The following is a 24336-nucleotide window of genomic DNA, read 5'->3' on the forward strand; positions in this document are numbered from 1 at the left end:
CGGGCCGAGGAACAGCCCACCGAGGAGGGCACGCATGACGGTCACGGGCATTCTGCGGCGGTTCCGCGAGGACGGGTACGCCGTCGTGCGCGGGATGTTCACGTACGAGGAAGTGGAGGCGTTGCGCGAGGAGTTCGCGGCGCTGCACGCGGGCGGGCCGGTGCCGGGGCACTTCGAGCCGCGGCCGGGGAGCGATCCGCTGCACCGGTTCCCCCGGGTGATGCAGCCGCACGAGATCAGCGCTCTCGCGCGGGAGGTCCTGCTCGACGAGCGACTGCGGGAGGTGCTGGAGGGGCTGCTCGGCGAGGAGGCGCTGGCGGCGCAGAGCATGTTCTACTTCAAGCCGCCGGGGGCCCGGGGGCAGGCCCTCCATCAGGACAACTTCTATCTGCGGGTGGAACCGGGCACATGTGTGGCCGCCTGGCTGGCCTGTGACGAGATCGACCGGGGCAACGGGGGGCTCGAAGTGGTGCCGGGGACCCATGAGTTGGACCTCTTCTGTCCGGAAGTCGCCGATGCGGAGGTGTCGTTCGCGCGGGAGTACGTTCCCCCGCCGCCGGGGCTCGCGGCCGTGCCGGTCGACATGGCACCGGGGGACGTGCTGTTCTTCAACGGCAGTCTGGTCCATGGGTCCGGGCCGAACACCAGCGGGAAGCGGTTCCGGCGATCGTTCATCGGTCACTACGTGGGTCGGTCGGCGGAGCGGATCGGGGCGTACTACCCGACGCTGTCCATGACCGGGGAGCGGGTCCGGTTGCCGGAGAGCGAAGGTGCGGGGCCCTGCGGGACCGAGTTCGCCCCGAGTGGGGCGCATTGACGCCGTGGCGCCGCCCGCCCCTGCTTCAGTGACCGGCGATCGGGTGGGGGACGTAGGGCCGCTCCAGCTCCTCCAACTCCTTGTCGCTCAAGGCGAGTTCCACGGCCGCGACCGCGTCCTCGATGTGGTGCGGCTTGGCGGCGCCCACGATCGGGGACGCCACCGTGTTCTGGTGCAGGAGCCAGGCCAGGGCCACCTGGGCCCGCGGGACACCGCGGTCGTCGGCGATGCGTGTCAGGGCGTCCACGATCGCCCGGTCGCCCTCCAGGTAGAGGCTGTCGCCGAAGGTGTCGTTGCTGCTGCGCTCGGTCACCGTGCCCCAGTCGCGAGTGAGGCGACCCCGGGCCAGGGGGCTCCAGGGCAGCACGCCCACGCCCTGGTCGGCGCAGAGGGGCAGCATCTCGCGCTCTTCCTCCCGGTAGAGGAGGTTGTAGTGGTTCTGCATGGAGACGAACCTGGTCCAGCCGTGCCGTTCGGCGGTGTACTGGGCCTTGGAGAACTGCCAGGCGTACATCGAACTCGCCCCGATGTAGCGGGCCTTGCCCACCTTCACCACATCGTGCAGGGCCTCCATCGTCTCCTCGATCGGAGTGTGCGGGTCCCAGCGGTGGATCTGGTAGAGGTCCACGTAGTCGGTCCCCAGGCGGCTGAGGCTGTGGTCGATCTCGGACAGGATCGCCTTGCGGGACAGGCCACCGCCGTTGGGGCCCGGCCGCATCCGGCCGTGCACCTTCGTGGCGAGCACGATCTCGTCGCGGCGCGCGAAGTCCCGCAGCGCCTTGCCGACGATCTCCTCGCTGGTGCCGTCGGAGTAGACGTTCGCGGTGTCGAAGAAGTTGATCCCGGCGTCCAGCGCCTGCCGGATCAGCGGGCGGGATGCCTCCTCGTCGAGGGTCCACTCGTGCACGCCGCGGTCGGGAAGTCCGTAGGTCATGCAGCCCAGGCAGATCCGGGACACGTCCAGGCCGGTCGAACCGAGCTTCACGTACTCCATCGTCGCTGCTCCTGCCGTCGAAGGGCGCTACCAGAAGGAGCGTACGGCGGCCACCCGCGCCTCACAGCAGGTCGAGCGCCCGCTCCCAGCCGAATTCCGGCCACCCGCCGCGCTCCCCCGGCTGCCCGCCGTAGGGGTCGCCGAAGCGGACACCCATGCCCCGCAGGCGCGTCAGGCTGGCCTGGTAGGCGGGGTGGGCGGCCAGGGCGGCGGACACGCAGGGCAGCACGGCGATGGGGACACCCAGGCCGTGCGCCTCGCAGAGGGTGCCGAGGGCGAGGGTGTCGGAGATGCCCGCCGCCCATTTGTTGAGGGTGTTGAAGGTGGCGGGGGCCACGACGACCGCGTCCGGCGGCGGGAAGGGGCGCGGATCGCCGGGGCGCCGCCAGGCGGAGCGGATGGGGCGGCCGGTCCTGGCCTCGACGGCGGCGGTGTCGAAGAAGCCGTTCATGGCGACCGGGGTGGCTATGACGCCGACCTCCCAGTCGCGCTCCTGGGCCGCGGCGATGAGCGTGTCGACGCCGGCGGCGATCCCGGCTGCGCAGACGACGACGTAGAGAAAGGGTTTCCGGTCCGGTTCGGTCACACGGGAACCCTAGTCACCCGATGATCTAGCGCACCGGGAAGGTCCGGCCTCTCTCGGACTCGGGGCGGGGGCCGAGGATGCGGCGCTCGTGTTCCTCGATGGGCACGTCGTTGATGCTCGCCTCGCGCCGGGTCATCAGGCCGTGCTCGTCGAACTCCCACAGCTCGTTGCCGTAACTGCGCCACCACTGGCCGTCGGCGTCACGGCACTCGTACTGGAAGCGGACGGCGATGCGGTCGTCGTCGAAGGCCCACAGGTCCTTGCGCAGGGCGTACTCCCGCTCGCGCGCCCACTTGGCGGTGAGGAGTTCGACGATGGCGGCGCGGCCGGTGACGAAGGTGTCGCGGTTGCGCCACACCGAGTCCTCAGCGTAGGCGAGCGCCACCTTGTGCGGGTCGCGGGTGTTCCAGGCGTCCTCGGCGGCCTGGACCTTGCGCAGGGCGGTCTCGCGGGTGAACGGGGGCAGTGGCGGCCGGTCGGTCATGTCATCCTCCGTGCGACACAAGGGAGAACGTACGTTCTCCGGTGTGCTGCTACCGTAGGAGAACGTTCGTTCTCACGTCAAGGAGGAGTCGCCCATGGACAGCGCGACCGCCCGTGAGCAGGCGCTGGACGCCGCAGAGACGTTGTTCTACGGCCGGGGCATCCAGTCCGTCGGCATGGACGACATCCGCGGCGCCTCCGGGGTCTCGCTCAAGCGGCTCTACCAACTCTTCCCGGCCAAGGAGCAGTTGGTCGAGGCCTATCTGGAGCGGCGCGATGTGCGCTGGCGGGAGCGGCTCGCCGAGGCCGTGGAGCGGCACGCCGATCCGGAACGGCGGATCCTGGCCGTGTTCGACCGACTGGAGGAGTGGTTCGGCGAGGCCGACTTCCGCGGCTGCGCGTGGATCAACTCCTACGGCGAGCTGGGGGCCACGTCCGACCGGGTCGTGGCCCAGGTCCGGGCACACAAGACGGCCTTCCGCGAATATCTCGCCACGCTCGTGGCCGACGCCGGTCTGCCCGACGCGCTGACCGGGCAGCTGTTCCTGCTCGCGGAGGGCGCCATGGTGACGGCCGGCATCACACGCGACACCGAACCGGCCGCGGAGGCACGCGAGGCGGCGCGGACCCTCCTCCGGACCCGATAACACCGCGCGCGCCGGGCAGCCGAGGCGTCGCCGAAGCCGCCGGGCAGCCGGGGCGACCGGGGCGTCGCCAAAGACCCGCCCGCCCAGCCGAGGTGACCGGACCACTCGCCAAAGCCCCGCCCCGGCAGCCGAGGTGACCGGGCAGCCCCCGAAGTCCCCCGGACGGCCTGGGATCCGGCGCGCCGACCTGACGCGCAGGGCCTGGTGATGACCCCAGGGGCCGGACGGGCGGCCCCACTTCGCCCGTTCCGGCCCCTGGGCAACGAGACACTCAGTCCGTCACGCTGATCGCGGCGACCGGGCAGGCGCGGGCCGCTTCCCGGGTCATCGGGTCGGCCGCGGCGTCCTCGCGGCCCGGCCGGAGGGTGCTGAAGCCGTCGTCGTCCTGGGTGAAGACGCCCGGGGCGGCCAGGGCGCACTGTCCGGCGCCGATGCAGATGTCCCGGTCGATGTCGATGCGCATGGACGGTGCCTCTCACCAGGTCACGGGGAGGGCTGCCATCCCCTGGATCGTGTCGCCGGGCTTGCAGGGGATCTCGTGGGCGGGCACGGCCAGCCGTAGGCCGGGCAGCCGGTCGAACAGGGTGCCGAGGGCGATCTCCAGCTCGGCGCGGGCGAGGTTCTGCCCGAGGCACTGGTGGATGCCGAAGCCGAACGCGACGTGGTGACGGGCGGGCCGGAGCCAGTCCAGGCGGTCGGGGTCGGGGTAGGCGCTCTCGTCGCGGTTGATGACGGAGGTCGCGAAGACCACGCCCTCGCCGGCCCGGATGGTCACGCCGTCCGCCTCGATGTCCCGCGTGGCGACCCGCATCAGGCCGTCCGCGATGGACAGCAGGCGCAGCAGCTCCTCGACGGCCGTGGGCAGCAGGGCCGGGTCGGCGCGCAGTTCGGCCAGCCGCTCGGGGTGCTGGAGGAGGGTGAAGGTGCCGAGGGAGATCATGTTGGCGGTCGTCTCGTGTCCCGCGACCAGCAGGACGAGGGCCAGCGCGACCGCCTCCTCCCGGTCCACCGCGCCCTCGCGGAGCTGCTCGTGGACCAGGGCGTCGAGCACGCCGGGGCCCCGCGGCTCACGGCTCTTGCGGTCGATCAGCTCACCCAGGTAGGCGTCGAGCCGGGCGCGGGCGTCGCGCGCTCCCTCCGGATCGCGGCCGCGCAGGAGCCGTCGCGACTGCTCTTCGAAGAAGCCGTGGTCGGTGTACGGCACGCCGAGCAGGGCGCAGATCACCATCGACGGCACCGGCAGCGCGAAGGTGCCGACGAGGTCGGCCGGGGGCCCCTGGGCGAGCAGCGCGTCGATCCGTCCGTCGACGACGCGCTGGATGGACGGGCGCAGTTCGGTGGCGCGTTTCAGGGTGAAGGCGGAGGCCAGGATCCGCCGCTGGTCGCGGTGGGCGGGGTCGTCGACGCCGACCAGGGCGGTGGTGCGGTCGCGCAGGGCGGCGATGCGGGGCGCGGTGGCCGGATAGCCGGGGCGGGTGCGGTCGGACGACAGCCGGGGGTCGGCAAGGAGGGCGCGGGCGAGGGCGTGCCCGGTGACCAGCCAGGCGTCCCGGCCGTCGTAGAGGGTGACGCGGGTGAGGGGCCGGCCGGCGCGCAGGGGGTCGTAGCCCGTCGGCGGGTGGAAGGGGCAGGTGCGGTCCTGGGGGTACGCCACGGGTGCCGTGGTGTCCGTCATGGCAGACCTCGCAGACGTTGGGGGGTGTCGTACCGGCCCTCATTAGATGCCCTGTACACCTATGAATGGGGCGCCCAGTTCGGCCAGATCGCCCGAATGGGGCATTCTGGCCGGAACTCTCCGCTCCGGCCGAAGGGGCCGGGCCCGTCCGGCGGCGGCGAAATCCGCTTGCCACGGGCCTGCGGCGACCCGCAGGATCCGGCCATGACTTCCTACGACGCCCCGCTGCCCGTGCTGTCCGCCACCGCCCGTCCGGCGGAGCGGCAGCAGCAGCCCGGCGGCCCCCGGAGGCCCGATCCCGTCCGCCGGTGACGGCCGCGCTCGTCGCGGGCCTGGTCGCGGGCTACGGCATCGCCGTGCCCGTCGGCGCGGTCGCGACCTATCTCGTCTCCCTCACCGCCCGGACCTCCCTGCGCACCGGCGTCTGCGCCGCACTCGGCGTGGCCACCGCCGACGGCCTCTACGCCCTCGCGGCCACCCTCGGCGGCTCCGCGCTCGCCGCGGCACTGCGCCCGGCGCTGGAGCCGCTGCGCTGGACCTCGGCGCTGGCGCTGCTCGCGCTGGCGGCCCGGTGCGCGATCACGGCCGTACGGGCCCACCGGGCACATCAGCGCGTCACCACCCGATCGACCCCTCCCCCGCCCAGCCCGCCCCGGGCCTATCTCGGTCTGCTCGGGATCACCCTCCTCAACCCGACCACCGTGATCTACTTCGCCGCCCTCGTGCTCGGCTCCGACGGCTCGGACGCCGTCCGCCCGCCGGAGCAGGGCGTGTTCGTGCTGGCCGCGTTCGCCGCCTCGGCGAGCTGGCAGGTGCTGCTCGCCGGAGGCGGCGCCCTGCTGGGGCGGGCCCTGACCGGGGAGAAGGGGCGGCTGGTGACGGCGCTGGTGTCGAGCGGGGTGATCGCGGCGCTGGCGGTGCGGATCGTGCTGTAGGGACGGGCGTGGTGGGTGTCCGACCGGGAACCCGGCGATGGATGAATCCTGAAGCACTTGGTGTTGAAGCCGCTGCCGGTCGGTCCGGAGAACCGACGGCACCGAAGGCGACGACGAAGACGACGAAAGGGACGGATGCCATGCCGCTCGACGGCGAGTACGAGCCCAGCCCGACCCAGTGGGTGCGGGACCAGGTGGAGCTGTACGAGAGTTCCGGCGGGACGAAGGGGACGACGCTGCGGGACACCGGACTCCCCGTCATCCTGCTGACGACGCGCGGCGCCCGCAGCGGGAAGATCCGCAAGACGCCGCTGATGCGCGTCGAGCACGAGGGACGGTACGCGGTGGTCGCCTCCCAGGGCGGGGCCCCGACCCACCCGGTCTGGTACCACAACATCAAGGCGGAACCGCTGGTCGAGCTCCAGGACGGCCCCGTCAAGCAGGACATGACGGCCCGTGAGGTCACCGGCGCGGAGAAGGCCGAGTGGTGGGAGCGGGCCGTCGCCGCCTATCCGCCGTACGCCGACTACCAGAAGAAGACCGACCGGGAGATCCCCGTCTTCGTCCTGGAGCCGAACGCTTCGTAGAAAAAGCTTCGTACCAAAAGCTTCGTAGAAAAATGCGTGTCCCGAACGCATGAACCCCGGTGCGTCGGGCACACGAGGGTCAGGCCCCGCCGCGCTCCCCCGTCGCGGCGGGGCTCTCCCGTTCCTGGCCCGTGGGCCGGTCCGTGACGTCGAGGAAGATCTCGCCGGCCTGCGGGACGGCCTCGGCGACGGCGTCCTTGATGCGGTCGGCCACCTCCTCGACGCGCTCGCTGTCCAGACCGGGCACGAGGTCGACGCGGGCCGCCACCAGCGCCGAGTCCAGCCCCGTCTTCATGGTGTACAGCGCCTCCACGCTGTCGATCTCCGGCTGGGCCTCCAGCAGCGACCGGATCCGGTCGCTCGCCTCGGGGTCGGCGGCCTCTCCGATGAGCTGGTCACGGGCCTCGCGGCCCAGGCCGTAGGCGACGCAGACGAGGAGCGCGCCGATCGCCAGCGACGCCGCCGCCTCCCACACCACCTGTCCGGTGACCATGTGCAGGGCCATGCCGGCGGCCGCGAGGCTCACGCCGAGCACCGCCGTACCGTCCTCGGCGACGACCGTGCGCAGCGCCGGGTCGCGCAGACGCGCGATGCCGCCCTGCCCGCGCACCTGGTGCAGGGCCCGCAGCAGCGAGACGCCCTCGGCGACGAAGGCGACGCCGAGCACGATCAGGCCGGCGACATAGCCGCTGAACTTCTCCTCGGCGCCGCCGTGCAAGGCCTCGAAGCCCTGGAAGAAGGAGAAACAGCCGCCCATGACGAAGATCCCGACGGCGGCGAGCAGCGACCAGAAGAAGCGTTCCTTGCCGTAGCCGAAGGGGTGGCGGCGGTCGGCTGGGCGGCGGCTGCGGCGCAGGGCGGCGAGCAGGAAGACCTCGTTGAGGCTGTCGGCCACGGAGTGCGCGGCCTCTGACAGCAGGGCGGGCGAGCCCGCGAGCAGGCCTCCGACCGCCTTGGCGGCCGCGATCAGCAGATTGGCCGCGAGGGCGACCAGCACGGTGACACGCGTCCGCCGATCGGCCCGGTGCCCCTCGGCCCCGCGCCGCCCGCTCCCAGATGTCCCGCCCACTCACGTCGACTGCCCCGGACCGGCACGCTCACACCGTGCCGTCGGCGGGAAACGGGGAACGCGGGGACAAGGGAACCCGGAAAAGCGGCGCGGGGAGGGGCTCCGGGAACACGGCGGGCGCCGTGGCGCGGGAACACGGGAAGCAAGGCAGGCAGGCACGGGCACCACTACCGGGAGGACCCATGAGCGGCGGGGACGGCGGCAACGCGGCGTACGGGCACAAGAGCTTCCAGCGGTCGAAGAGCCACTTCACCGACCGGATCACGGCGGACGGCCGGGACGGCTGGCCGGTGGAGGCCGGCCGCTATCGGCTGGTCGTCAGCCGCGCCTGCCCCTGGGCGAGCCGGGCGGTGGTGTCCCGGCGGCTGCTCGGCCTGGAGGACGCGCTCTCGATGGCCGTCGCCGACCCCGTCCAGGACGACCGCAGCTGGCGCTTCACCCTGGACCCCGACGGACGTGATCCCGTCCTCGGGATACGGCTGCTGAGCGAGGCGTACGACCGGCGGGAGCCGGGACATCCCGGCGGGGTCAGCGTGCCGGCCGTGGTGGACGTGCCCAGCGGGCGGCTCGTCACCAACGACTACCAGCGGATCACCCTCGACCTGGCGACGGAGTGGCGCGAGCTGCACCGGCCCGGGGCGCCGGACCTCTACCCGGAGCCGCTGCGGGAGGAGATCGACGCGGTGATGGCCGAGGTCTACGAGGACGTCAACAACGGGGTGTACCGGGCCGGGTTCGCCAGCGGACAGGCGGAGTACGAGGCGGCGTGCGGGGCGCTGTTCCGGCGGCTGGAACTGCTCGCCTCCCGGCTCGGCGGGCGGCGCTATCTGGTCGGCGACACCATCACCGAGGCGGACATCCGGCTGTTCACCACGCTGGTCCGCTTCGACGCGGTCTACCACGGCCACTTCAAGTGCAACCGCTGGAAGCTGACGGAGAACCCGGTGCTGTGGGCGTACGCCCGCGATCTCTTCCAGACGCCCGGTTTCGGCGACACCGTCGACTTCGACCACATCAAGCGGCACTACTACCGGGTCCACACCGGGATCAATCCGACGGGGATCGTGCCGCTCGGCCCGGACCTGTCCGGCTGGCTCACCCCGCACCACCGGGAGGAACTCGGCGGTCGGCCGTTCGGGGACGGGACACCGCCCGGGCCGGTGCGCGCGGGCGAGGAGGTGCCGGCGCGGGGGCGGCCCCGAGAGGAAATTCCCGCCCGGGTCCCGTCGTCCGGCGGCGCGAAGTCCGCGCCTGGCCGATGATCGTACGTACACACAAGGAGGCGCAGGTGGCGAAGAAGGCCAAGAAGCGGAAGCTCCCCCTCGTCTACCAGCCCGTCGGCTTCATGTTCGGCTGGGCGGGCGGGGCGCTGGCGGCGTACGCCTTCCGCAGGACGTGGCAGGTGCTGCGGCACGAGGACGACGCCCCCGATCCGCTGGACCGCGAGCGCGGCTGGGGCGAGGTCCTGCTGGCCGCGGCGATCCAGGGCGCGATCTTCGCGGTGGTGCGCACCGCCGCGGACCGCACGGGGGCGAAGGCCATCGAGCGGTCGACGGGGGTGTGGCCGGCCAAGGATCCGAAGGAGAAGGAGAGCCGGGAGTAGGGGCCCGCGGGGCGGGTCAGTCGGTCACGAGCCAGGCGCCGCCTCGCATGACCTCCCGGCCGTCGAGTTCGTTCGCCTCGCGCCATGCCTGGATCCGGCGGGGGTGGACGCGGAAGTACAGGTAGGGCGTGGCCAGTTCGCGCGGGTCGAAGCCGGTCTGCGCGGCGAAGATCTCGGCGTCCTCCTCGGGGAGGTCGTGGGGCGCCACGGCCTCGGCGGTGCCCTCGACCAGGACGACGTCCCGGGTCGGCCCGATCCCGATGCGGGCCCGGCCCGTCGTACGGAGGTTGCGGCCCGTGGGGCTGTCGGCCGGGGTGGCGAAGAGCAGGGTGGCGCCGTCCCAGACGAAGGAGAGCGGGACGAGGTAGGGGGCCGAACCGTCCTCGGCGGCCGTCGCGACCCAGGCGTCGACGTCGTGCTCCAGCCGGTGGAGGGTGTCGAGCTTGCGCTGCTTCGCGGTGCGGGCGGGTTCTGTGGTCATGGCACCAGTGTGGCCGGGGCGGCGGGAGCGCGCTGCCGTTCGGCGTTGTCCGGGAGTGACAACTCCGGCCCCCGTGACTGTGCGAAGGTGATGAGACCCGCGTGTTACCGGCCGGTATCGTCACGGCCGTGCCGAAGAGAGCCGCAGGGGTGGAGCAGGGGGCGCGCGGCCCGTTCGAGGAGTTGCCGGCGGGGCTGCACGCCCATCTCAGACCGTACTTCGCCGACATCACCGAGGAGGTCGTCGAGGCGATCCGCACGGAGATCCCGGAGTACGCGCGTCCCGCCGACGACACGTACATGCAGGGGGTGCACCGGGGTGTGGACCACGCGCTGCGCGGGTTCCTGGAGCGGATGGCCAATCCGGACCGGGACTGGGAGCCGGTGCAGGCGACGTACGAGCGCATCGGGCGCGGTGAGGCCGAGGAGGGGCGCAGCCTCGACGCCTTCCAGTCGGCGCTGCGGCTCGGCGCGCGGGTGACGTGGCGGCGGGTGAACGCGCTGGTCGACGCCGACCTGCTGCCGCGGAAGGTGCTGGCGGCGTTCGGCGAGGCGCTGTTCGTGCACCTGGACGAGATGGCGGCCGCGACGACCGCGGGCTACACCGAGGCGCGGCTGCACGCGGCCGGGGAGCTGCGCCAGCGGCGGTCGCGACTGATCGACCTGCTCACGGCGGATCCACCGGCGTCGGCGGAGGCGATCGCGGACCTGGCACACAGCGCGCGCTGGCCGGTGCCGAGGGAACTGGCGGTGGTGGCGATCGACGCCGGGCCGACGGGGACGGCGGGAGCGTGGAGCGAGGGGCCGGGGGCAGGGGCGGGCGGCGGCGCGTGGAGGGGGGCGAGGACGGGCGGTGCTCGGAGGGCGGTGGGGGGCGCCGGCACGTGGAGCACGGTGGGGGCCCTGGGCGGGGCCGGTGCCTCGGGCGCGGTCGGGCCGATCGTGCCGCCGGAGTTCCTGGCACGGTTCGACGGGCAGCCCGCGGTGCTGGTGGTGTCGGACCCGGAGGGGCCCGGACGGGCGCGGGCGGTGGCCGGGACGGTGCAGGGGCTGCGGGCGGCGATGGGACCGACCGTGGGACTCCGGGAGGGCGCGCGGTCGCTGCGCTGGGCGACGGAGGCGCTGGATCTGATGCGCCGGGGCGTCCTGCCGGGCACCGGTCTGGTGCGCTGCCAGGACCATCTGTCCACGCTGCTGCTCCTGCGCGACGAGGCGCTCGTCGACGCCCTCGCCGACCGTCGGCTGCGCCCGCTGCGACAGGTCCGCCCGCCCCAGCGCGAGCGCCTCGCGGAGACGCTGCTGACCTGGCTGAGCTCGACCCGCAACGCGAACGAGGTCGCCGACCGGCTCGCCGTCCATCCGCAGACGGTCCGCTACCGCGTGCGCCAGCTGGACGAGCTGTTCGGCGCCCAGCTTCACGACCCGACGGCCCAGTTCGAGATCCAGCTGGCCCTGCGGGCGCTGCGCCTGCGTCGAGGACCGGGGAGCGCCTGACTTCTTGGACACCTGTCCGTCATGGACAGCTGTCCAGCTATAGTGGACACCTGTCCAAGAAGTGAGGGTGAGGGAATCGATGGAGATCGTCGCGAACGTGCTGGTGGGACTGGTCGCCGCGCTGCACGTGTACATCCTGGTCATGGAGATGTTCCTGTGGCAGAAGAAGCCCGGGATGTCGTTCCACGGGTTCGACCGGGAGATGGCCCGGGCCACCGCGCCCATGGCCGCCAACCAGGGGCTCTACAACGGTTTTCTGGCGGCCGGGCTGATCTGGGGACTCGTCGCCGGGGATCCGACCGGGTTCCGGGCCCAGGTGTTCTTCCTCGCCTGCGTGATCGTCGCCGGCGTGTACGGCGCGATCACCGCCAACGTCCGCATCCTCGCCGCCCAGGCCCTGCCCGGCGCCATCGCCCTGGCCGCCGTCCTGATCGCCCAGTGACCCGCGCCGCGCCCGAGGATCCCCGCGCCGCCCGCACCCGGGCCCGGCTGCGCGCCGCACTCCTCGACGAGTGCGCCGAGCGCCCGCTGGAGGAGATCGGCGTGGCCGCGCTGGTGCGCCGGGCGGGCGTGGGCCGGGCCACCTTCTACGTGCACTACGCCGACCTGGAGGCGCTCGCGGTCGACGCCTGCGCCGATGTCGTACGCGACGCCGTGGAGGCGCTGCACGCCTGGCAGGGCCGGCCCGACCCGGTGCGGGCGCCGGCCGCGCTGGCCGAGTTCTTCGCCTCGCTCACCCCGCACGCCGGGCTGTACCGCGCGCTGCTCGCCCCGGGCGGCGGCGGGCCCCTCGGCCTGGTGCTGCACCGGGATCTGCGGGAGTACAGCCTGCGCGAGCGCACGCGCGCGGGGGCGGCGGACGCTCCGCTGGTCGCCTCGGCGGTGGCCGCCACGTTCGCCGGGGTGCTGGCGGACTGGCTGCACGGGCAGTTGGAGGCCACCCCGGCGGAGATCGCGGACCAGGTCTGGCAGTTGCTGGTCGCGCTGCACGCCAGCCGCTGACCCGACGACCGGGCCGTCGTCACAGACAGCCCACGCCCTCCTTCAGCGCCGGCCACGCCTCGACGCCGTCGGGGGTGCGGACGTACGCCGTGGCGCGGTCGCCGGTCAGCCACAACTGCCGGTCCTCGCGCCGGTATCCGGTGTCCCGGGCGTCGGACGGGAGGCGGGCGTGGCCGTCGTACGGCGCCGTCAGCATGCCCGGTTCGAGGACGCCCTCGGGATCGCGAACGTAGGTGCGGCCGCCCGGGTCCCGGCCCAGGGACAGGAAGCGGGCGCTCTGCCAGCCGCAGTGCTCGGGTCCGGCCGAGGTCTGGATCTCGGCGACGGGCAGCCGTCTTCCCCCGCGGTCGGTCCAGATCTCGTACCCCTGCTCGTCGGTGAAGGCCGCCGGGAACTCGGAGGGGTCGCAGGAGGCGTTGGTCTCCGGGCCCCAACCGGGCCGGCCGCGCTGGTCCTTGGCCACCACGACCGCCACCTTGGTCCGGCCCCCGACGTCGAAGGAGTACAGCACGCGGTCCCCGTCGCGGCGCTCCTCGCGGTAGCCGCCGCGGGGCACCTCGGGGACGAACAGGTCGAAGTAGAGTGCCAGCCCCTCCTCCGGCGTGTCGCCGCCGTCCCGCTCGCTCCAGCCGTCGGGCCCGCCGCCCTCGTAGATCTCGCCGTCGCACTCCAGGGCGCGGCCCGCCGCACCGGAGACCTCGCGCAGGGCCTGCGGTGTGTGGCCGTCCACGCTGCGGGTGGGGATGTCCAGCGGTCCCGGGTACGGCGAGGCGGGTGGGGTGCCCTCGACCACGACGTCCGGTCCGCCGCCCGTCCCGCACCCCACCGCCGCCACGGCCACCAGCACCGTTCCCGTCACGAGCCCTCTGCGCATGCCCGCCCCCTGTTCCCACGACCGTCCTTGCGCTCCTCGGACGCCGGAGGGTCGGGAAACGTTCGATCGGACGCGGCGGTCAGAAGGTGAGCACCGGCTTGATCGCCTTGCCCGCCCGCATGTCCCGCACCGCCTGGTCGAGGTCGGCGAAGGGGTAGGCGGAGATCAGCCGGTGCAGCGGCAGCCGCCCCTGCTTCACCAGGGCCACCAGGGCGGGGATGAAGCTCCGCGTCTCGGCGTCACCGAGGGTCAGGCCGACGATCCGCTTGCCGGACAGCAATCCGTTGACGTCCAGGGCGACTTCGGTGCCGAAGGGCGGTGCCCCCACGACGACCAGGGTGCCGCGGGCGGCGAGCGCGTCGACGCCGGCGCGCAGGACGCCGACGTTGCCCGTGGTCTCGACGACGCCGTCCGCGCCCCGATCCCCGCAGACCGTCCGGATCGCCTCGGCCAGGCTCTCCTCGGTCGGGTCGACGGTGTGCGTGGCACCCAACTCCCGTGCCAGTTCGAGGCGTTCGGCGACCCGGTCGACGGCGACGATCGTGGTGGCCGGCGTGAGGGCAGCCGCCATCACGGCGGACAGGCCGACGGCTCCGGCGCCGAGTACGACGACGGTGCCGCCGGTGCGCGGCTTCAGTACGTTCCACACGGCGCCGACTCCGGTCTGCACCCCGCAGCCCAGCGGGGCGATCGAGGCGAGCGGCACATCCGGGTCGACCTTGACCAGGCTGCGCTCGTCCACCAACGCCCGCTCCGCGAACGACGACTGGCCGAAGAAGTGGCCGCCCAGCGCCCCGCCGTCCCGGCTGATCGTGGCGGTGCCGTCGGCGCGGCGGCCGCCGATGAGGTTGAGCGGCAGCCAGGTGGCGCAGTAGGCGGGGTGGCCGCCCGCGCAATCGTGGCAGTCGCCGCAGGAGGTGAAGGAGAGGATGACGTGGTCGCCGGGGGCGATCCCGGTGACGGCGGTGCCGACGGCCTCCACGACACCCGCGCCCTCGTGGCCGAGGACTCCGGGCAGCGGGAAGGGCAGCGCCCCGCTGGCCACGCTCAGATCGGTGTGGCACAGCCCGGCGGCGACCATGCGGACCACGGCCTCGTGCGGGCCGGGATCGTCGAGGACGACGTCGGAGAAGGCGAAGGGCGCGCCGCCGGACTCGACGACGGCGGCGCGGGTGGTGAGGGGCATGGCGGGAACTCCAGTCGTGTGCGGGCGGGCTCAACGGGCGTACGCGGTCGGCGCGTTCGGCCGCGCTCGGCGTCCGGCTCGCGGGCGGGCTCGGGAGGCCGACTCCGCAAGCGGGCTCGCTGGTCGGCTCGGCGGACGGGCTCAGCGGACGGCTCGCGGGCCGGCTCGGCAGACGCGCTCAGCCGACGCGCTCAGCCGACGATCTCGTCCGGCGATCTCCGCCCACGATCTCCTCGGGCGATCTCAATCAAGCGAGACGACGACCGACTTGACCTTGGTGTAGGAGGCGAGGGCCTCGGGGCCGTACTCGCGGCCGAAGCCGGAGGCCTTGACGCCGCCGAAGGGGACGGCCGGGTCGAGCATCGCCCAGTCGTTGATCCAGACGATGCCGGCCTGGAGCCGGTCGGCGACCCGGTGGGCGCGGGCCAGGCTGCCGGTCTGGACACCCGAGGCCAGCCCGTAGGGCGTGGAGTTGGCGAGGGCGACGGCCTCGTCCTCGCTGTCGAAGGGCTGCACGGTGAGGACCGGGCCGAAGATCTCCTCCTGGACGACCCGGGAGTCGTTCGGAAGGTCGGCGATCACGGTGGGCCGGTAGTAGTAGCCGCCGTTCAGGTCGAGGCGCTCGCCGCCGCAGACGATGCGGGCGCCCTCCTTGCGGGCGAGGTCGACGTACTCCTCGACCTTGCGCAGATGCCGCTCCCCCGCCATCGGCCCGACGACCGTCCCGGCCTCCCGGGGGTCGCCGACGGGCACGCCGGGGACGGCCTCGGCGAGGATGTTCAGCAGGGTCGGGTACACCGAGCGGGCCACCAGCAGACGGGGGCCGCCCATGCAGAACTGGCCGGTGTTGAAGACGAAACCCTTGATGACCGCGCCGACGGCCTTCTCCAGGTCGGCGTCCTCAAAGACGATATGGGCGGCGTTGCCGCCGAGTTCCATGGTGACGGGCTTGAGCGCCTCCCCCGCGACGCTCGCCGCGTGCCGGCCGATCGCCGTGGAGCCGGTGAAGGCGACCTTGTCGATGCCCGGGTGGCGCAGCAGGGCCTCGCCGGCGACCGGGCCGGCGCCAGTGACGACGTTGACGACCCCGTCGGGGACGCCGGCGCGCTGGAGCAGTCCGGCCATGTACAGGGCGCTGAGCGGGGTCTCGTCGGCGGGTTTGTGGACGACCGTGTTGCCGGCGGCGAGGGCGGGGGCGATCTTCGAACCGGCCAGGATCAGCGGGAAGTTGAAGGGCGTGATGGCGGCGACGACACCGATCGGGCCGCGCTTGGTGTAGGCGAGGGCGTTCAGGGGGGTGTCGCGGGTGGCGCCGTCGAGGGTGAAGGCGAGGGAGGCGTAGTACTCGTAGTCGTTGGCCGCGTTGGTGACGTCGACGGCGTGGGCGAGGGTGATCGGCTTGCCGACGTCGAGGCTCTCCAGGCGGGCGAGTTCGTCGGCGTTCTCCCGGATCAGCTCGGCGACGCGGTACAGGATCCGGCCGCGTTCCCGGCCGCTCAGCCCGGACCACCGGCCGCTGTCGAAGGCCTCGCGGGCGGCTCGCACGGCCGCGTCGACATCGGCGGCGCCCGCCTCGGCGACGGTGGTGATCACCGTGCCCCGGGAGGGGTCGACGACCTCGGTGCGGGCCCCGTCGGCGGCCTCGCGCCACTGGCCCCCGATGAACAGCCGTCCGGGGTCGGTCTCGAAGGTGGTCATCGCCGCTCCTCAGCGTCGTCCCGACGTTGTCGCCAAGATTTCAACAAACAGGATTCCTGTTGATTGGCAGTTTGATTACGGACAGGTTTCCTGTCAATGCTCTACGCTCGATCCATGGCCGGCACCCCGATAACCAAGGCATCCCCGTCCCTGCTCTACATGGTCAAGCAGGTGGAGCTCGTGGTGCGCTCCCACCTGGACGAACTGGTCAAGCCGTCCGGCATCACGGCGCTGCAGTACACCGCCCTGACCGTGCTGGAACGGCACGACGGGCTGTCGGCCGCCCAACTGGCCCGGGACTCCTTCGTCACCGCGCAGTCCATCGCCGACCTCGTGCGGTCCCTGGAGAGCCGCGGCCTCGTGCGCCGGGAGCGCAACCCGAGGAACCGGCGGGAGCTCCTGATCCTGCTGACGGACGCCGGGCGGGAGCTGCTCGCGCGGCACGCGGGGCCGGTGCGCGACCTGGAGGAGCGGATGGTGCGCGACCTCACGGCGCATCAGACCGACCAGTTCCGGCTGGCTCTGACGAAGGCGTGGCACGCCCTGTCGTAGGACTTCACTCACGACACGAGAAAACCCCGGCGCGTTTCGAGGACATATGTCAATCGAACATGCTGCAATTCACTCGTTCGGGGGTAACTTGCTGGGGCGGGGGCCCAGTTGGAGCGGCCGGGAGGCGAGATCGTGGTGCAGCAGGAACCCGCCGCGGACTCCCCGTATCTGCGCGTCCGGCAGGAGCGGGGGTTCACGGTGCTGGAGTTCCGGGGCGAGATCGACATCGCCGCGGCGGTGGAGATCGTCCCGCGCCTGGACGCGGCGACGGGGGGATCCGCGCCGCGTGTGGTGATCGATCTGACCGGCGTCGAGTTCTTCGACTGCTCCGGGCTGCGGCTGCTGTACCGGGCCCGGCTGCGGGTGCTGGACCGCGAGGGGGCACTGCGCCTGGTGTGCTCCCATCCGCTGACCCTGCGCGTGCTGCGCGCCACCGGGCTGTCCCGGCTGCTGCCGCCCGCACCCAACCTGGAGGCGGCCCTGAGCCGGCCCGAGGCCACATCGGGCTCGTTATGACCGAACCTGCTCCAGGGTCCTCGCACCGGTCGTGACCAGGACGTACGGTCATCCGCCGGCGCCGAGGAAACGGGCGACCGCCGCGCGCTAGGCGTCGGGGCGATCGACGCCGGCGGCCGACCGGGCCGCCGTTCCGCGTCCACGGTGTCACAGGTTGTCAACAAGACTGCCTACGCGGCGCGTTGGGGGGAATCCCGTCAGCAGGAAGGAGGACCGTCGGTATGACGACTTCCATCAAGCGGATGTCCGGCCGCATGCCCGGCTGGGCCAAGGCGGTCACCGCGGCGGTGCTGGTGCTCGTGCTGCTGTTCGCCGGGATCCGGCTGCTCGCCCTCGCGGGACTGCGGGACCTGTTCGGCACCGAGACCCACGACCGCTCCGGCCCCGCCCTGCTGGAGTCCATCCAGGACATGAGCCGCTACCAGGCGGCGTCCGGCAACTTCCAGGTCGTCGTGGACCTGGAGAAGGACGCCAAGTACCTCCCCGACGCGATCCGCGGCTCCCGCACCCTGTACGTGGGGGCGGGCACCGTGGACGCCTACGTCGATCTCGGCAGCCTCGGCGAGAAGGACGTGACGGTCAATGACGACCGCACGTCGGCCACCCTGCGGCTGCCGCACGCGCGACTGGCCAAACCGGCCCTCGACCCCGACCGCTCCTACGCCGTCTCCAAGCAGCGCGGTCTCCTCGACCGGCTCGGCGACCTGTTCTCGGGCAACCCCAACAGCGAGCAGGCCGTGCAGCAGCTCGCCGTCCGGCACATCGGGGAGGCCGCGAAGGACAGCGGTCTCACCGCTCGCGCCGAGACGAACACCAAAGCCATGCTCCAGGGGCTGCTGCGCTCCCTGGGCTTCAAGGAGGTGCGTGTGACGTACGGCGCCTGATCAGGTCAGCGGCACGCCCGGCAGGGCCAGCGCGCCCAGCAGGGCCGCGCCGACCAGCAGCCAGGCGACGTAGTCCCCGACATGCCCGGACTGCAGGCGCCGCAGGGGCAGCGCCCGGTGCGGGACGGCGAGCAGCCGGGGCCTGGTGAACGCGAGCGCGACCAGGCCCACGGCCAGCGCGGTCGAGGCCAGCCCCAGCAGGGCGCCGGCCCACGTCCAGTGCACCGAGACGGGCGCACCGCCCGATCCGGCCTCGTTCACGGAACGCGCGACCACGTGGGCGAGGCCGGGTGCCACACCGACCGCGACGGCGGCCGCGAGCAGCACGGCGGGGACGACCGTCATGGTGTCGGGCACCCGGGTCAGCCGCCGCTCGGTCTCGGGCCGCTCCCCCGCCCCCGTCGTCTCGTACTCCTCGTGCTCCTGCGGGCGCGGGCCGAGTCCGAGGAACACCCGGCCGGCGACCCGCAGCACGGCCCCGGCGGTCACCGCCGACACGACGACGTAGAGCGCCGTCAGCGGCCCGCCCACGGCCTCCTCGGTGATCGCCTTGCCCAGCGTGGTGCCGAACGGCGGCAGCCCGGCCAGCCCCAGGGCGCCCGCGACGAACATGACGGCCACACCGCGCAGCCGGCGCGCCTTGCCGTAGAGGGCGTGCTCGTCGACGCTGCCGAAGCGGTCGAGGAGGATGCCGGCGCAGGCGAACAGGGCGGCCTTCACACCGGCGTGGCCGATGACATACAGCGCGATCCCGTCGTCGGCCTCGGGCTTCAGGACGCCGATGCCGACGAGGAACAGTCCGGTGTGGGCGACCGTCGAGTAGGCGAGCAGCCGCTTGATGTGCCGCTGGTACCAGCACATGACCGCGCCCACGGCCGCCGTGAGCACGCCCAGGACGACGAGCACCCGCTCGACGTCGCCGGCCGGGATGCCGCCCGGCCCGGCGAAGACCGTGCCGTACACCCGCCAGACGCCGTACACGCCGAGCTCGACCATCACCCCGGAGAGCAGCATGCACACGGGGGTGGGGGCGACGGCGTGGGCGTCGGGCAGCCAGAAGTGGAAGGGCACGGCGGCCGCCTTGACGAGCAGCCCGGTCATCACGAGGACGAAGGCGGCGAGCGTGAGCGCGTCGGGCCCGCCGTGCGCGTCCAGGCCGCGCCCGATGTACGCCATGGACAGTTCGCCGGTACGGCCGTACAGCAGCGCGATGCCCATCAGCATGGCGTACGCGCCCAGGGAGTTGACGACGGCGAACGTCAACGCGCCCTGGACCGCCCGGGGTTCGTCGATGCGATAGCCGGTCAGCGCGTACGCCACCACGCTCATCAGCTCGAAGAACACGAACGCGTTGAACAGGTCCCCGGCGATCGCGAAGCCGCTCATGCCGGCCTGGAAGACCAGCATGAGCGCCGGGAAGGAACCGGCGTGGCGGCGCGGGGGTTCGTCGAAGTAGTGCCAGGAGTACGCCAGTGCCGCCAGCGTGAGCAGGGAGGCGAGGGCGGCCAGGCCCAGGCCGGGGCCGTCGCCGATCACGACGATGCCGACGCTCTCCCCGTTCACGGGCCGCCAGCCGCCGACCCACTCGGTCATGGGCGGCGAGGAGTTCAGCAGCAGGATCAGGGCGAGGGCGGCGGAGGCGGCGGAGACCGCGCAGCCGATGGACTCGGCGGCGACCCGCGGCAGCCGGCGGCCCCCGGCGACCAGCAGGCCGGCCCCGAGCAGCGGAAGGGCGACGAGCAGCGGCAGCAGGTGATGCATCAGCCGCGCAGCTCGGAGAGGTCGTCGGGGTCGACGGTGCCGTGCCGCTTGGAGATCTGCACGACCAGGGCGAGGAGCAGGGCGGTGACGGTGGCGCCGACCACGACGTCGGTGAGGGCGAGCGCCTGCACCACGGGGTCGACGACCGGCCGTGAGCCGGGTTTCACGTCGGAGAAGACGGGTGCGGTGGCACCGTCGCGGTAGCCGACGGCCAGCAGCAGGACGTAGGTGGCGGACTGGCAGACGGCGAGGCAGCCGACGGCGTGGATCAGATTGCGGCTGGTGGCCAGGCCGTAGCAGCCGGCCAGGAAGACCCAGACGGCGATCACATAGGGCAGGACGTGCATCACGGGCGGCTCACCTCGGGGACTCCTTCTCGATCTCGACGGCCTGGTCCAGGAAGCGGGCGAGCAGGACGACACAGGCGCAGGCGACCTCCATGCCGATGGCCGCGTTCAGCAGCGGGACGGTGCCGCCGGAGGACAGCGTGTTGAACGTGCCGTACGGCAGCAGGGTGTTGGCGAGGAAGGCGGTGCCGGCGAGGACGGCGGCGAGTCCGGTGACGACGTAGGCGCAGGCGGACAGGGCGTCGCCGACCTCGTAGCGCCCCAAGGGCCGGATCCGTTCCAGCGCCCGGTAGTCGGCGCCCAGGTAGAGCAGGTGCAGGGCGGTCGCCGCGACGACTCCGCCCTGGAAGCCGCCGCCGGGGCTGAGCTGGCCGTGGGCGATGATGTAGAGGCCGGTGAGCAGGGCGACGGGCAGCACGATCAGGGCGTAGCGGCGCACGGGCGGGGCCACCCGGGCGGGTTCGGGGACGGCCCGGTGTTCGTCGCGGGCCTGGCGCAGCAGGACCACGCAGCCGAGGACCGCGGCGAAGAGGATGGCCATCTCGCCGAGGGTGTCGTAGGCGCGCAGGTCGAAGTTGACGGACGCGATGGTGTTGGCGGTGCGCCGGTGGAGGGCGGCGCGCACGGCCCGGTCGCCGTAGGGGTGGCGGTCGCCGCCGAAGTCGGGCAGGCGCAGACAGGCGGCGACGAGCAGGACGGCGAGCGCGGCGCCGGCCGTGCCGACCAGCCAGAGCCGGACGCGCGGGTTCATCGGGCCCCGTCCTTGCGGCGGGCGCGGCGGCGGACCTTGCGGACCGTGAGCATCAGCAGCAGCGGGGTCAGCGCCGAGCCGACGGCGAGCTGGGACAGGCCGACGTCGGGGGCCTGCAGTGCGGTGAACGAGACGGCGAGGGCGACACCGAGGACGGCCAGGACCAGGGCCTGGCGGACCGGGTCGCGGGTGGCGACGGCGGCGGTCGCGCAGGCGGCGACCAGCAGCAGGGCGACGACGAGGACGGTGTCAGCCACGGCGCACCCCGCTGATGCCGCCCGCGAGCGCCCGGGAGGCGACGAGGTTGCCGCCGATCAGCAGCGCCCCGACGACCAGCAGTTTCGCCATCGCCCGGCTGGGGCCGACGGCCACGCACAGGGCCAGGACGACGGCCGCGCCGACGGCGGCGGCCGCCCAGGTGGCGGCCCAGGCGCGCGGCTGGTCCCGGGCGAGTTCGTCGCCGAGCAGCCGGGCGAAGACAAGGGTGCCGACCGGACCCAGCAGGGCGAGGACCAGCGCGAGATCGACGTAGGACGGGCGGTCGTAGCCCTGGGAGAGCAGGAGCAGGACCGGGCAGGCCAGGGCGGTGGACAGGTTCTGGGCGACGACGCGGCGGCGCAGCGGGCCGGTCGCGACCCCCCACAGGGTCGCGCCCAGGCCCCCGGCCAGGACGACGGCCGCGGCGAGGAGCCAGCCGTTCACCGGTCGGTCACCGCCCGTCGCGCGGCGCGGGCCGCGAGCGCGCCGACGGCGGCACAACCCGCGCCGACGGCGAGTTCCAGGGTGTCCACGGTGCTGATGTAGAAGAGCCAGAGGACGCCCAGCGCGGCCCACCAGGCGAGGAGTTCGCCCAGGGCGCGCAGGCTGTCGCGTCGGTCCACGAGCCACCTCCTCGGTTCCGCCCGCCGCCTCCGGCATCCAAGCACCGGCCTCGCCGACCGGGGCGACGGCACGCGCGGGCACTGCCAGGAGTGCCCCGACAGCAGCAACGGAAACGGGTCCGGCGGCGCGGTGGGGGCATTGGGCGTGCGGTTCGCGGGTAATCGCCTTACGACGCAGGGAAGTTGAACGCTGGAGGATGCTGGAGGCCCGTATGGCCCGCTCCGGGTTACGTCCACTGACCGCCTTACGCCTGCGCACCACCAAGCCGGAAAGCACGGCCGACAAGCCGGCCACCGCTTCCGACAAGCCCGCCGCCACGACCGGGAAGCGCGCTGCCGGGACCGGCAAGGGCCGCGCCACGACCGACAAGCCCGCCGCCGCGAGCGGCAAACGCCGTACGGCGTTCTGGAAGCGCGGTGCCGCCACCGACAAGGGCCCCGCCCCGACCGACACGCCCGCCGCCACGACCGGCAAGCGCCGTGCCGCGATCTGGAAGCGCCGTGCCGCGACCGGCGAACCCGCCGTCAGGACCGGTAAGCGCCCCGCCGCCAACGGCGGACCCGCCTCCGCGTCCAGCCGTCGCCGTCCTCGCCTGCGGCCCTTCTCCTGGCTGCTGCGGATGTTCGCGACGGCCGTCGCCTTCGCCCTGATGGTGGCGTTCGCCGTGGTGCTCGCCCGGCTGACGCTGGAGCCGTCGCCCGCCTCCGAGACGCTGGTGCACACCAATATGCGGCCCGGTCACTCGCTGCGCGCCTACCTGGACCAGCCGGAGCTGCGCGACGCGGTGAAGCAGATCGGCGGGAACCTGCTGCTGGGCGTGCCGTTCGGGGTGCTGCTGCCGGTCGTCGCGCCGGGAACCCGGGGCGTGTGGCGGGTGCTGCTGCTGACCGCGGTGGTGATGCTGCTGGTGGAGTTCGCGCAGGGCGCGCTGGTGACCGGGCGCGCCTTCGACATCGACGACGTCATCCTCAACACGGCGGGCGCGCTCGTCGGTTATCTGCTGCTCGGCAGGCGTCTGGGCCGGGCGGTGCACGCCCGGGGCTGACCTCGGGATCCGGTCGGGCGGACGTCTGCCCGGACGTCACAGCCGGCGCGGTTTCCAGGTGTAGCGGTCGCCGCCGACCCACCGCACGACGTCGGGGTCGTCCAGGTCGTGGATCGTGATGCCGAACGCGGCGGCGGTCTCGAGGACGTCCGTGATCGCCGTCGCCTCGCCGACCACTTCACCATCGATTTCCACGATACGGAAAGGCGGCTTGCCCGGCTGCACCCCGAGCACCATGACCCGTGGGTGGGAGATATGGGGGCTCGCGATTTCGGTCATGTCATAGAGCGTAGAGCGGAACCCGCCGTTACGGATGGTCGGCGTTTCCCGTGGTGCGGGGGCCCGGCGCGTGGGGAACCCTGGTGCCAGGAGGTGGCGATGGATCCCGTCGAGGCCCTTGACCGGATCGCCTTCCTGCTGGAGCGGTCCCTGGCGCCGACGTACCGGGTGCGGGCCTTCCGTACGGCGGCCCGGGTGCTCCAGGAGCTGCCCGAGGGCGAGGTGGCCGAGCGGGCGGCCGCGGGGACCCTGGAGTCGCTGCGGGGCGTGGGACCGAAGACCGCCCAGGTGGTGCGCGAGGCGCTGGCCGGACAGGAGCCGGCCTATCTGCGCAAGCTGGAGGGCGAGGTGGGGGCGCCGCTCACGGAGGGCGGCGCACGGCTGCGGGCGCTGCTGCGCGGCGACTGCCATGTGCACTCCGACTGGTCCGACGGCGGCAGCCCGATCGACGAGATGGGCCGGGCGGCGGCCGCGCTGGGCCATCAGTGGGCCGTGCTCACGGACCACTCGCCCCGGCTGACGGTGGCGCGCGGACTGTCCCCGGAGCGGCTGCGCCGCCAGCTGGAGGTGGTGGCCGAGCTCAACGCGACCTGGGCGCCCTTCCGCCTGCTGACCGGCATCGAGTGCGACATCCTGGAGGACGGCTCCCTCGACCAGGAGCCGGAGCTGCTGGAGCGGCTCGACCTGGTCGTGGTGTCGGTGCACTCCAAGCTGCGCATGGACGCCCGCTCGATGACCCGCCGCATGGTGGCCGCCGTGCGCGATCCGCACGCGGACGTCCTCGGGCACTGCACGGGGCGGCTGGTGACGGGGCGGGGGCGGCCGGAGTCGGAGTTCGACGCGGAGGCGGTGTTCGCCGCGTGCGCCGAGTCGGGGACGGCCGTGGAGATCAACAGCCGGCCCGAACGGCTCGACCCGCCGCGCCGGCTGCTGCGCCGGGCGGTGGACGCGGGGGTGCTCTTCTCGATCGACACGGACGCGCACGCGCCCGGTCAGCTGGACTGGCAGATCCTGGGCTGCGCACGGGCGGAGGAGTGCGGGGTGCCCGAGGAGCGGGTGGTGACCACGTGGACGGCCGAGGAGCTGCTCGCCTGGACCCGGGAGGGCCGCGTGCCGGAGCCGGCCGCGCGGACGTGACACGACTGACGCGTCCAGGGTGACGCGGATCACCCCGTGTCGTCGCGGGCCC

At 73.2% G+C, this 24336-nt stretch carries 31 protein-coding genes; 14 read left to right on the forward strand and 17 right to left on the reverse strand.

The window, feature by feature from the left end; all coding sequences use genetic code 11:
* Positions 1-34 precede the first annotated feature (34 nt).
* Positions 35-817, forward strand: a complete 783-nt coding sequence (locus tag ACZ5NW_RS20685) for a phytanoyl-CoA dioxygenase family protein (protein WP_468745313.1) — start codon at positions 35-37, stop codon at positions 815-817.
* Positions 818-842: 25 nt separating this feature from the next.
* Here ACZ5NW_RS20685 and ACZ5NW_RS20690 read toward each other — a convergent pair whose 3' ends face one another.
* From ACZ5NW_RS20690 to ACZ5NW_RS20700, 3 genes are all read right to left on the reverse strand, one after another.
* Entirely contained in the window at positions 843-1811 is a 969-nt protein-coding gene (locus ACZ5NW_RS20690; RefSeq protein ID WP_468745314.1) for an aldo/keto reductase, read from the reverse strand.
* 61 nt (positions 1812-1872) lie between these two features.
* On the reverse strand, positions 1873-2397 hold the full coding sequence (locus tag ACZ5NW_RS20695; RefSeq protein ID WP_468745315.1) for a flavoprotein: 525 nt from the start codon (positions 2395-2397) through the stop codon (positions 1873-1875).
* 25 nt (positions 2398-2422) lie between these two features.
* Positions 2423-2881: a nuclear transport factor 2 family protein gene (locus ACZ5NW_RS20700; RefSeq protein ID WP_468745316.1), complete on the reverse strand. Its 459-nt coding sequence runs from the start codon at positions 2879-2881 to the stop codon at positions 2423-2425.
* A 94-nt stretch (positions 2882-2975) separates the two neighbouring features.
* Between ACZ5NW_RS20700 and ACZ5NW_RS20705 the strand changes: the two genes are divergently transcribed.
* Positions 2976-3527: a TetR/AcrR family transcriptional regulator gene (locus ACZ5NW_RS20705; RefSeq protein ID WP_468745317.1), complete on the forward strand. Its 552-nt coding sequence runs from the start codon at positions 2976-2978 to the stop codon at positions 3525-3527.
* Between the two features lie 271 nt (positions 3528-3798).
* On the opposite strand, the gene ACZ5NW_RS20710 is transcribed toward ACZ5NW_RS20705, so the two are convergent.
* The gene (locus ACZ5NW_RS20710; protein ID WP_468745318.1) at positions 3799-3990 is read right to left on the reverse strand and encodes a ferredoxin; all 192 of its coding nucleotides are present in this window, start codon (positions 3988-3990) and stop codon (positions 3799-3801) included.
* 12 nt (positions 3991-4002) lie between these two features.
* A complete protein-coding gene (locus ACZ5NW_RS20715; RefSeq protein WP_468745319.1) occupies positions 4003-5202 on the reverse strand; it encodes a cytochrome P450 in 1200 nt (399 codons plus the stop codon).
* 308 nt (positions 5203-5510) lie between these two features.
* Here ACZ5NW_RS20715 and ACZ5NW_RS20720 point away from each other — a divergent pair, with 308 nt between their 5' ends.
* Positions 5511-6137: a LysE family transporter gene (locus ACZ5NW_RS20720; protein WP_468745320.1), complete on the forward strand. Its 627-nt coding sequence runs from the start codon at positions 5511-5513 to the stop codon at positions 6135-6137.
* A gap of 140 nt (positions 6138-6277) precedes the next feature.
* Positions 6278-6724 carry a nitroreductase family deazaflavin-dependent oxidoreductase gene (locus tag ACZ5NW_RS20725; RefSeq protein ID WP_468745321.1) on the forward strand — a complete coding sequence of 149 codons (447 nt, stop codon included), beginning with the start codon at positions 6278-6280 and terminating at the stop codon, positions 6722-6724.
* 79 nt (positions 6725-6803) lie between these two features.
* Here ACZ5NW_RS20725 and ACZ5NW_RS20730 read toward each other — a convergent pair whose 3' ends face one another.
* A complete protein-coding gene (locus ACZ5NW_RS20730) occupies positions 6804-7793 on the reverse strand; it encodes a cation diffusion facilitator family transporter (protein WP_468745322.1) in 990 nt (329 codons plus the stop codon).
* A 182-nt stretch (positions 7794-7975) separates the two neighbouring features.
* Between ACZ5NW_RS20730 and ACZ5NW_RS20735 the strand changes: the two genes are divergently transcribed.
* Positions 7976-9055 (forward strand): glutathione S-transferase family protein, encoded by a 1080-nt coding sequence (locus ACZ5NW_RS20735; RefSeq protein WP_468745323.1) that lies wholly within the window; start codon positions 7976-7978, stop codon positions 9053-9055.
* Between the two features lie 26 nt (positions 9056-9081).
* Positions 9082-9396 carry a DUF4235 domain-containing protein gene (locus ACZ5NW_RS20740; protein WP_468745324.1) on the forward strand — a complete coding sequence of 105 codons (315 nt, stop codon included), beginning with the start codon at positions 9082-9084 and terminating at the stop codon, positions 9394-9396.
* A gap of 16 nt (positions 9397-9412) precedes the next feature.
* Here ACZ5NW_RS20740 and ACZ5NW_RS20745 read toward each other — a convergent pair whose 3' ends face one another.
* Positions 9413-9877 (reverse strand): pyridoxamine 5'-phosphate oxidase family protein, encoded by a 465-nt coding sequence (locus ACZ5NW_RS20745; protein WP_468745325.1) that lies wholly within the window; start codon positions 9875-9877, stop codon positions 9413-9415.
* Positions 9878-10005: 128 nt separating this feature from the next.
* Here ACZ5NW_RS20745 and ACZ5NW_RS20750 point away from each other — a divergent pair, with 128 nt between their 5' ends.
* From ACZ5NW_RS20750 to ACZ5NW_RS20760, 3 genes are all read left to right on the forward strand, one after another.
* A complete protein-coding gene (locus ACZ5NW_RS20750) occupies positions 10006-11370 on the forward strand; it encodes a PucR family transcriptional regulator (protein ID WP_468745326.1) in 1365 nt (454 codons plus the stop codon).
* A gap of 79 nt (positions 11371-11449) precedes the next feature.
* Positions 11450-11812: a DUF1304 domain-containing protein gene (locus ACZ5NW_RS20755; RefSeq protein WP_468745637.1), complete on the forward strand. Its 363-nt coding sequence runs from the start codon at positions 11450-11452 to the stop codon at positions 11810-11812.
* Complete coding sequence (locus ACZ5NW_RS20760) at positions 11809-12372, forward strand: TetR/AcrR family transcriptional regulator (RefSeq protein ID WP_468745327.1); 564 nt, start codon at positions 11809-11811, stop codon at positions 12370-12372. Before ACZ5NW_RS20755 ends, ACZ5NW_RS20760 begins: the two co-directional genes overlap by 4 nt.
* Before the next feature lie 19 nt (positions 12373-12391).
* On the opposite strand, the gene ACZ5NW_RS20765 is transcribed toward ACZ5NW_RS20760, so the two are convergent.
* The 3 genes from ACZ5NW_RS20765 to ACZ5NW_RS20775 form a co-directional block, all read right to left on the reverse strand.
* On the reverse strand, positions 12392-13246 hold the full coding sequence (locus tag ACZ5NW_RS20765; RefSeq protein WP_468745328.1) for a hypothetical protein: 855 nt from the start codon (positions 13244-13246) through the stop codon (positions 12392-12394).
* Between the two features lie 79 nt (positions 13247-13325).
* Entirely contained in the window at positions 13326-14432 is a 1107-nt protein-coding gene (locus tag ACZ5NW_RS20770) for an NAD(P)-dependent alcohol dehydrogenase (RefSeq protein WP_468745329.1), read from the reverse strand.
* 243 nt (positions 14433-14675) lie between these two features.
* Positions 14676-16130, reverse strand: coding sequence for an aldehyde dehydrogenase family protein (locus ACZ5NW_RS20775; protein WP_468745330.1), 1455 nt, complete (start codon positions 16128-16130; stop codon positions 14676-14678).
* 114 nt (positions 16131-16244) lie between these two features.
* On the opposite strand from ACZ5NW_RS20775, the gene ACZ5NW_RS20780 reads away from it, so the two are divergent.
* From ACZ5NW_RS20780 to ACZ5NW_RS20790, 3 genes are all read left to right on the forward strand, one after another.
* Entirely contained in the window at positions 16245-16682 is a 438-nt protein-coding gene (locus ACZ5NW_RS20780) for a MarR family winged helix-turn-helix transcriptional regulator (protein ID WP_468745331.1), read from the forward strand.
* A 135-nt stretch (positions 16683-16817) separates the two neighbouring features.
* Positions 16818-17198, forward strand: a complete 381-nt coding sequence (locus ACZ5NW_RS20785) for an anti-sigma factor antagonist (protein WP_468745638.1) — start codon at positions 16818-16820, stop codon at positions 17196-17198.
* A 221-nt stretch (positions 17199-17419) separates the two neighbouring features.
* Positions 17420-18082 carry a DUF4230 domain-containing protein gene (locus ACZ5NW_RS20790; RefSeq protein ID WP_468745332.1) on the forward strand — a complete coding sequence of 221 codons (663 nt, stop codon included), beginning with the start codon at positions 17420-17422 and terminating at the stop codon, positions 18080-18082.
* Here the strand turns inward: ACZ5NW_RS20790 and ACZ5NW_RS20795 are convergent, their stop codons facing one another.
* From ACZ5NW_RS20795 to ACZ5NW_RS20820, 6 genes are read right to left on the reverse strand one after another with little or no spacing between them, the layout of a single operon-like run.
* Positions 18083-19843 (reverse strand): complex I subunit 5 family protein, encoded by a 1761-nt coding sequence (locus ACZ5NW_RS20795; protein WP_468745333.1) that lies wholly within the window; start codon positions 19841-19843, stop codon positions 18083-18085.
* Positions 19843-20190: a sodium:proton antiporter gene (locus tag ACZ5NW_RS20800; protein ID WP_468745639.1), complete on the reverse strand. Its 348-nt coding sequence runs from the start codon at positions 20188-20190 to the stop codon at positions 19843-19845. Before ACZ5NW_RS20800 ends, ACZ5NW_RS20795 begins: the two co-directional genes overlap by 1 nt.
* A gap of 10 nt (positions 20191-20200) precedes the next feature.
* A complete protein-coding gene (locus ACZ5NW_RS20805) occupies positions 20201-20941 on the reverse strand; it encodes an MnhB domain-containing protein (RefSeq protein ID WP_468745334.1) in 741 nt (246 codons plus the stop codon).
* Complete coding sequence (locus ACZ5NW_RS20810; protein ID WP_468745335.1) at positions 20938-21198, reverse strand: hydrogenase subunit MbhD domain-containing protein; 261 nt, start codon at positions 21196-21198, stop codon at positions 20938-20940. Before ACZ5NW_RS20810 ends, ACZ5NW_RS20805 begins: the two co-directional genes overlap by 4 nt.
* Positions 21191-21643, reverse strand: a complete 453-nt coding sequence (locus ACZ5NW_RS20815; protein ID WP_468745336.1) for an MrpF/PhaF family protein — start codon at positions 21641-21643, stop codon at positions 21191-21193. The genes ACZ5NW_RS20810 and ACZ5NW_RS20815 overlap by 8 nt, the downstream gene beginning before the upstream one ends.
* The gene (locus ACZ5NW_RS20820) at positions 21640-21822 is read right to left on the reverse strand and encodes a hypothetical protein (RefSeq protein ID WP_468745337.1); all 183 of its coding nucleotides are present in this window, start codon (positions 21820-21822) and stop codon (positions 21640-21642) included. Before ACZ5NW_RS20820 ends, ACZ5NW_RS20815 begins: the two co-directional genes overlap by 4 nt.
* Positions 21823-22415: 593 nt before the next feature.
* Between ACZ5NW_RS20820 and ACZ5NW_RS20825 the strand changes: the two genes are divergently transcribed.
* Entirely contained in the window at positions 22416-22868 is a 453-nt protein-coding gene (locus tag ACZ5NW_RS20825) for a VanZ family protein (RefSeq protein WP_468745640.1), read from the forward strand.
* 36 nt (positions 22869-22904) lie between these two features.
* On the opposite strand, the gene ACZ5NW_RS20830 is transcribed toward ACZ5NW_RS20825, so the two are convergent.
* Positions 22905-23147: a hypothetical protein gene (locus tag ACZ5NW_RS20830; protein WP_468745338.1), complete on the reverse strand. Its 243-nt coding sequence runs from the start codon at positions 23145-23147 to the stop codon at positions 22905-22907.
* Positions 23148-23246: 99 nt separating this feature from the next.
* Here ACZ5NW_RS20830 and ACZ5NW_RS20835 point away from each other — a divergent pair, with 99 nt between their 5' ends.
* Complete coding sequence (locus ACZ5NW_RS20835; RefSeq protein ID WP_468745339.1) at positions 23247-24284, forward strand: PHP domain-containing protein; 1038 nt, start codon at positions 23247-23249, stop codon at positions 24282-24284.
* Positions 24285-24336 lie beyond the last annotated feature (52 nt).

This window comes from Streptomyces sp. NPDC032126 (genome assembly GCF_055580085.1).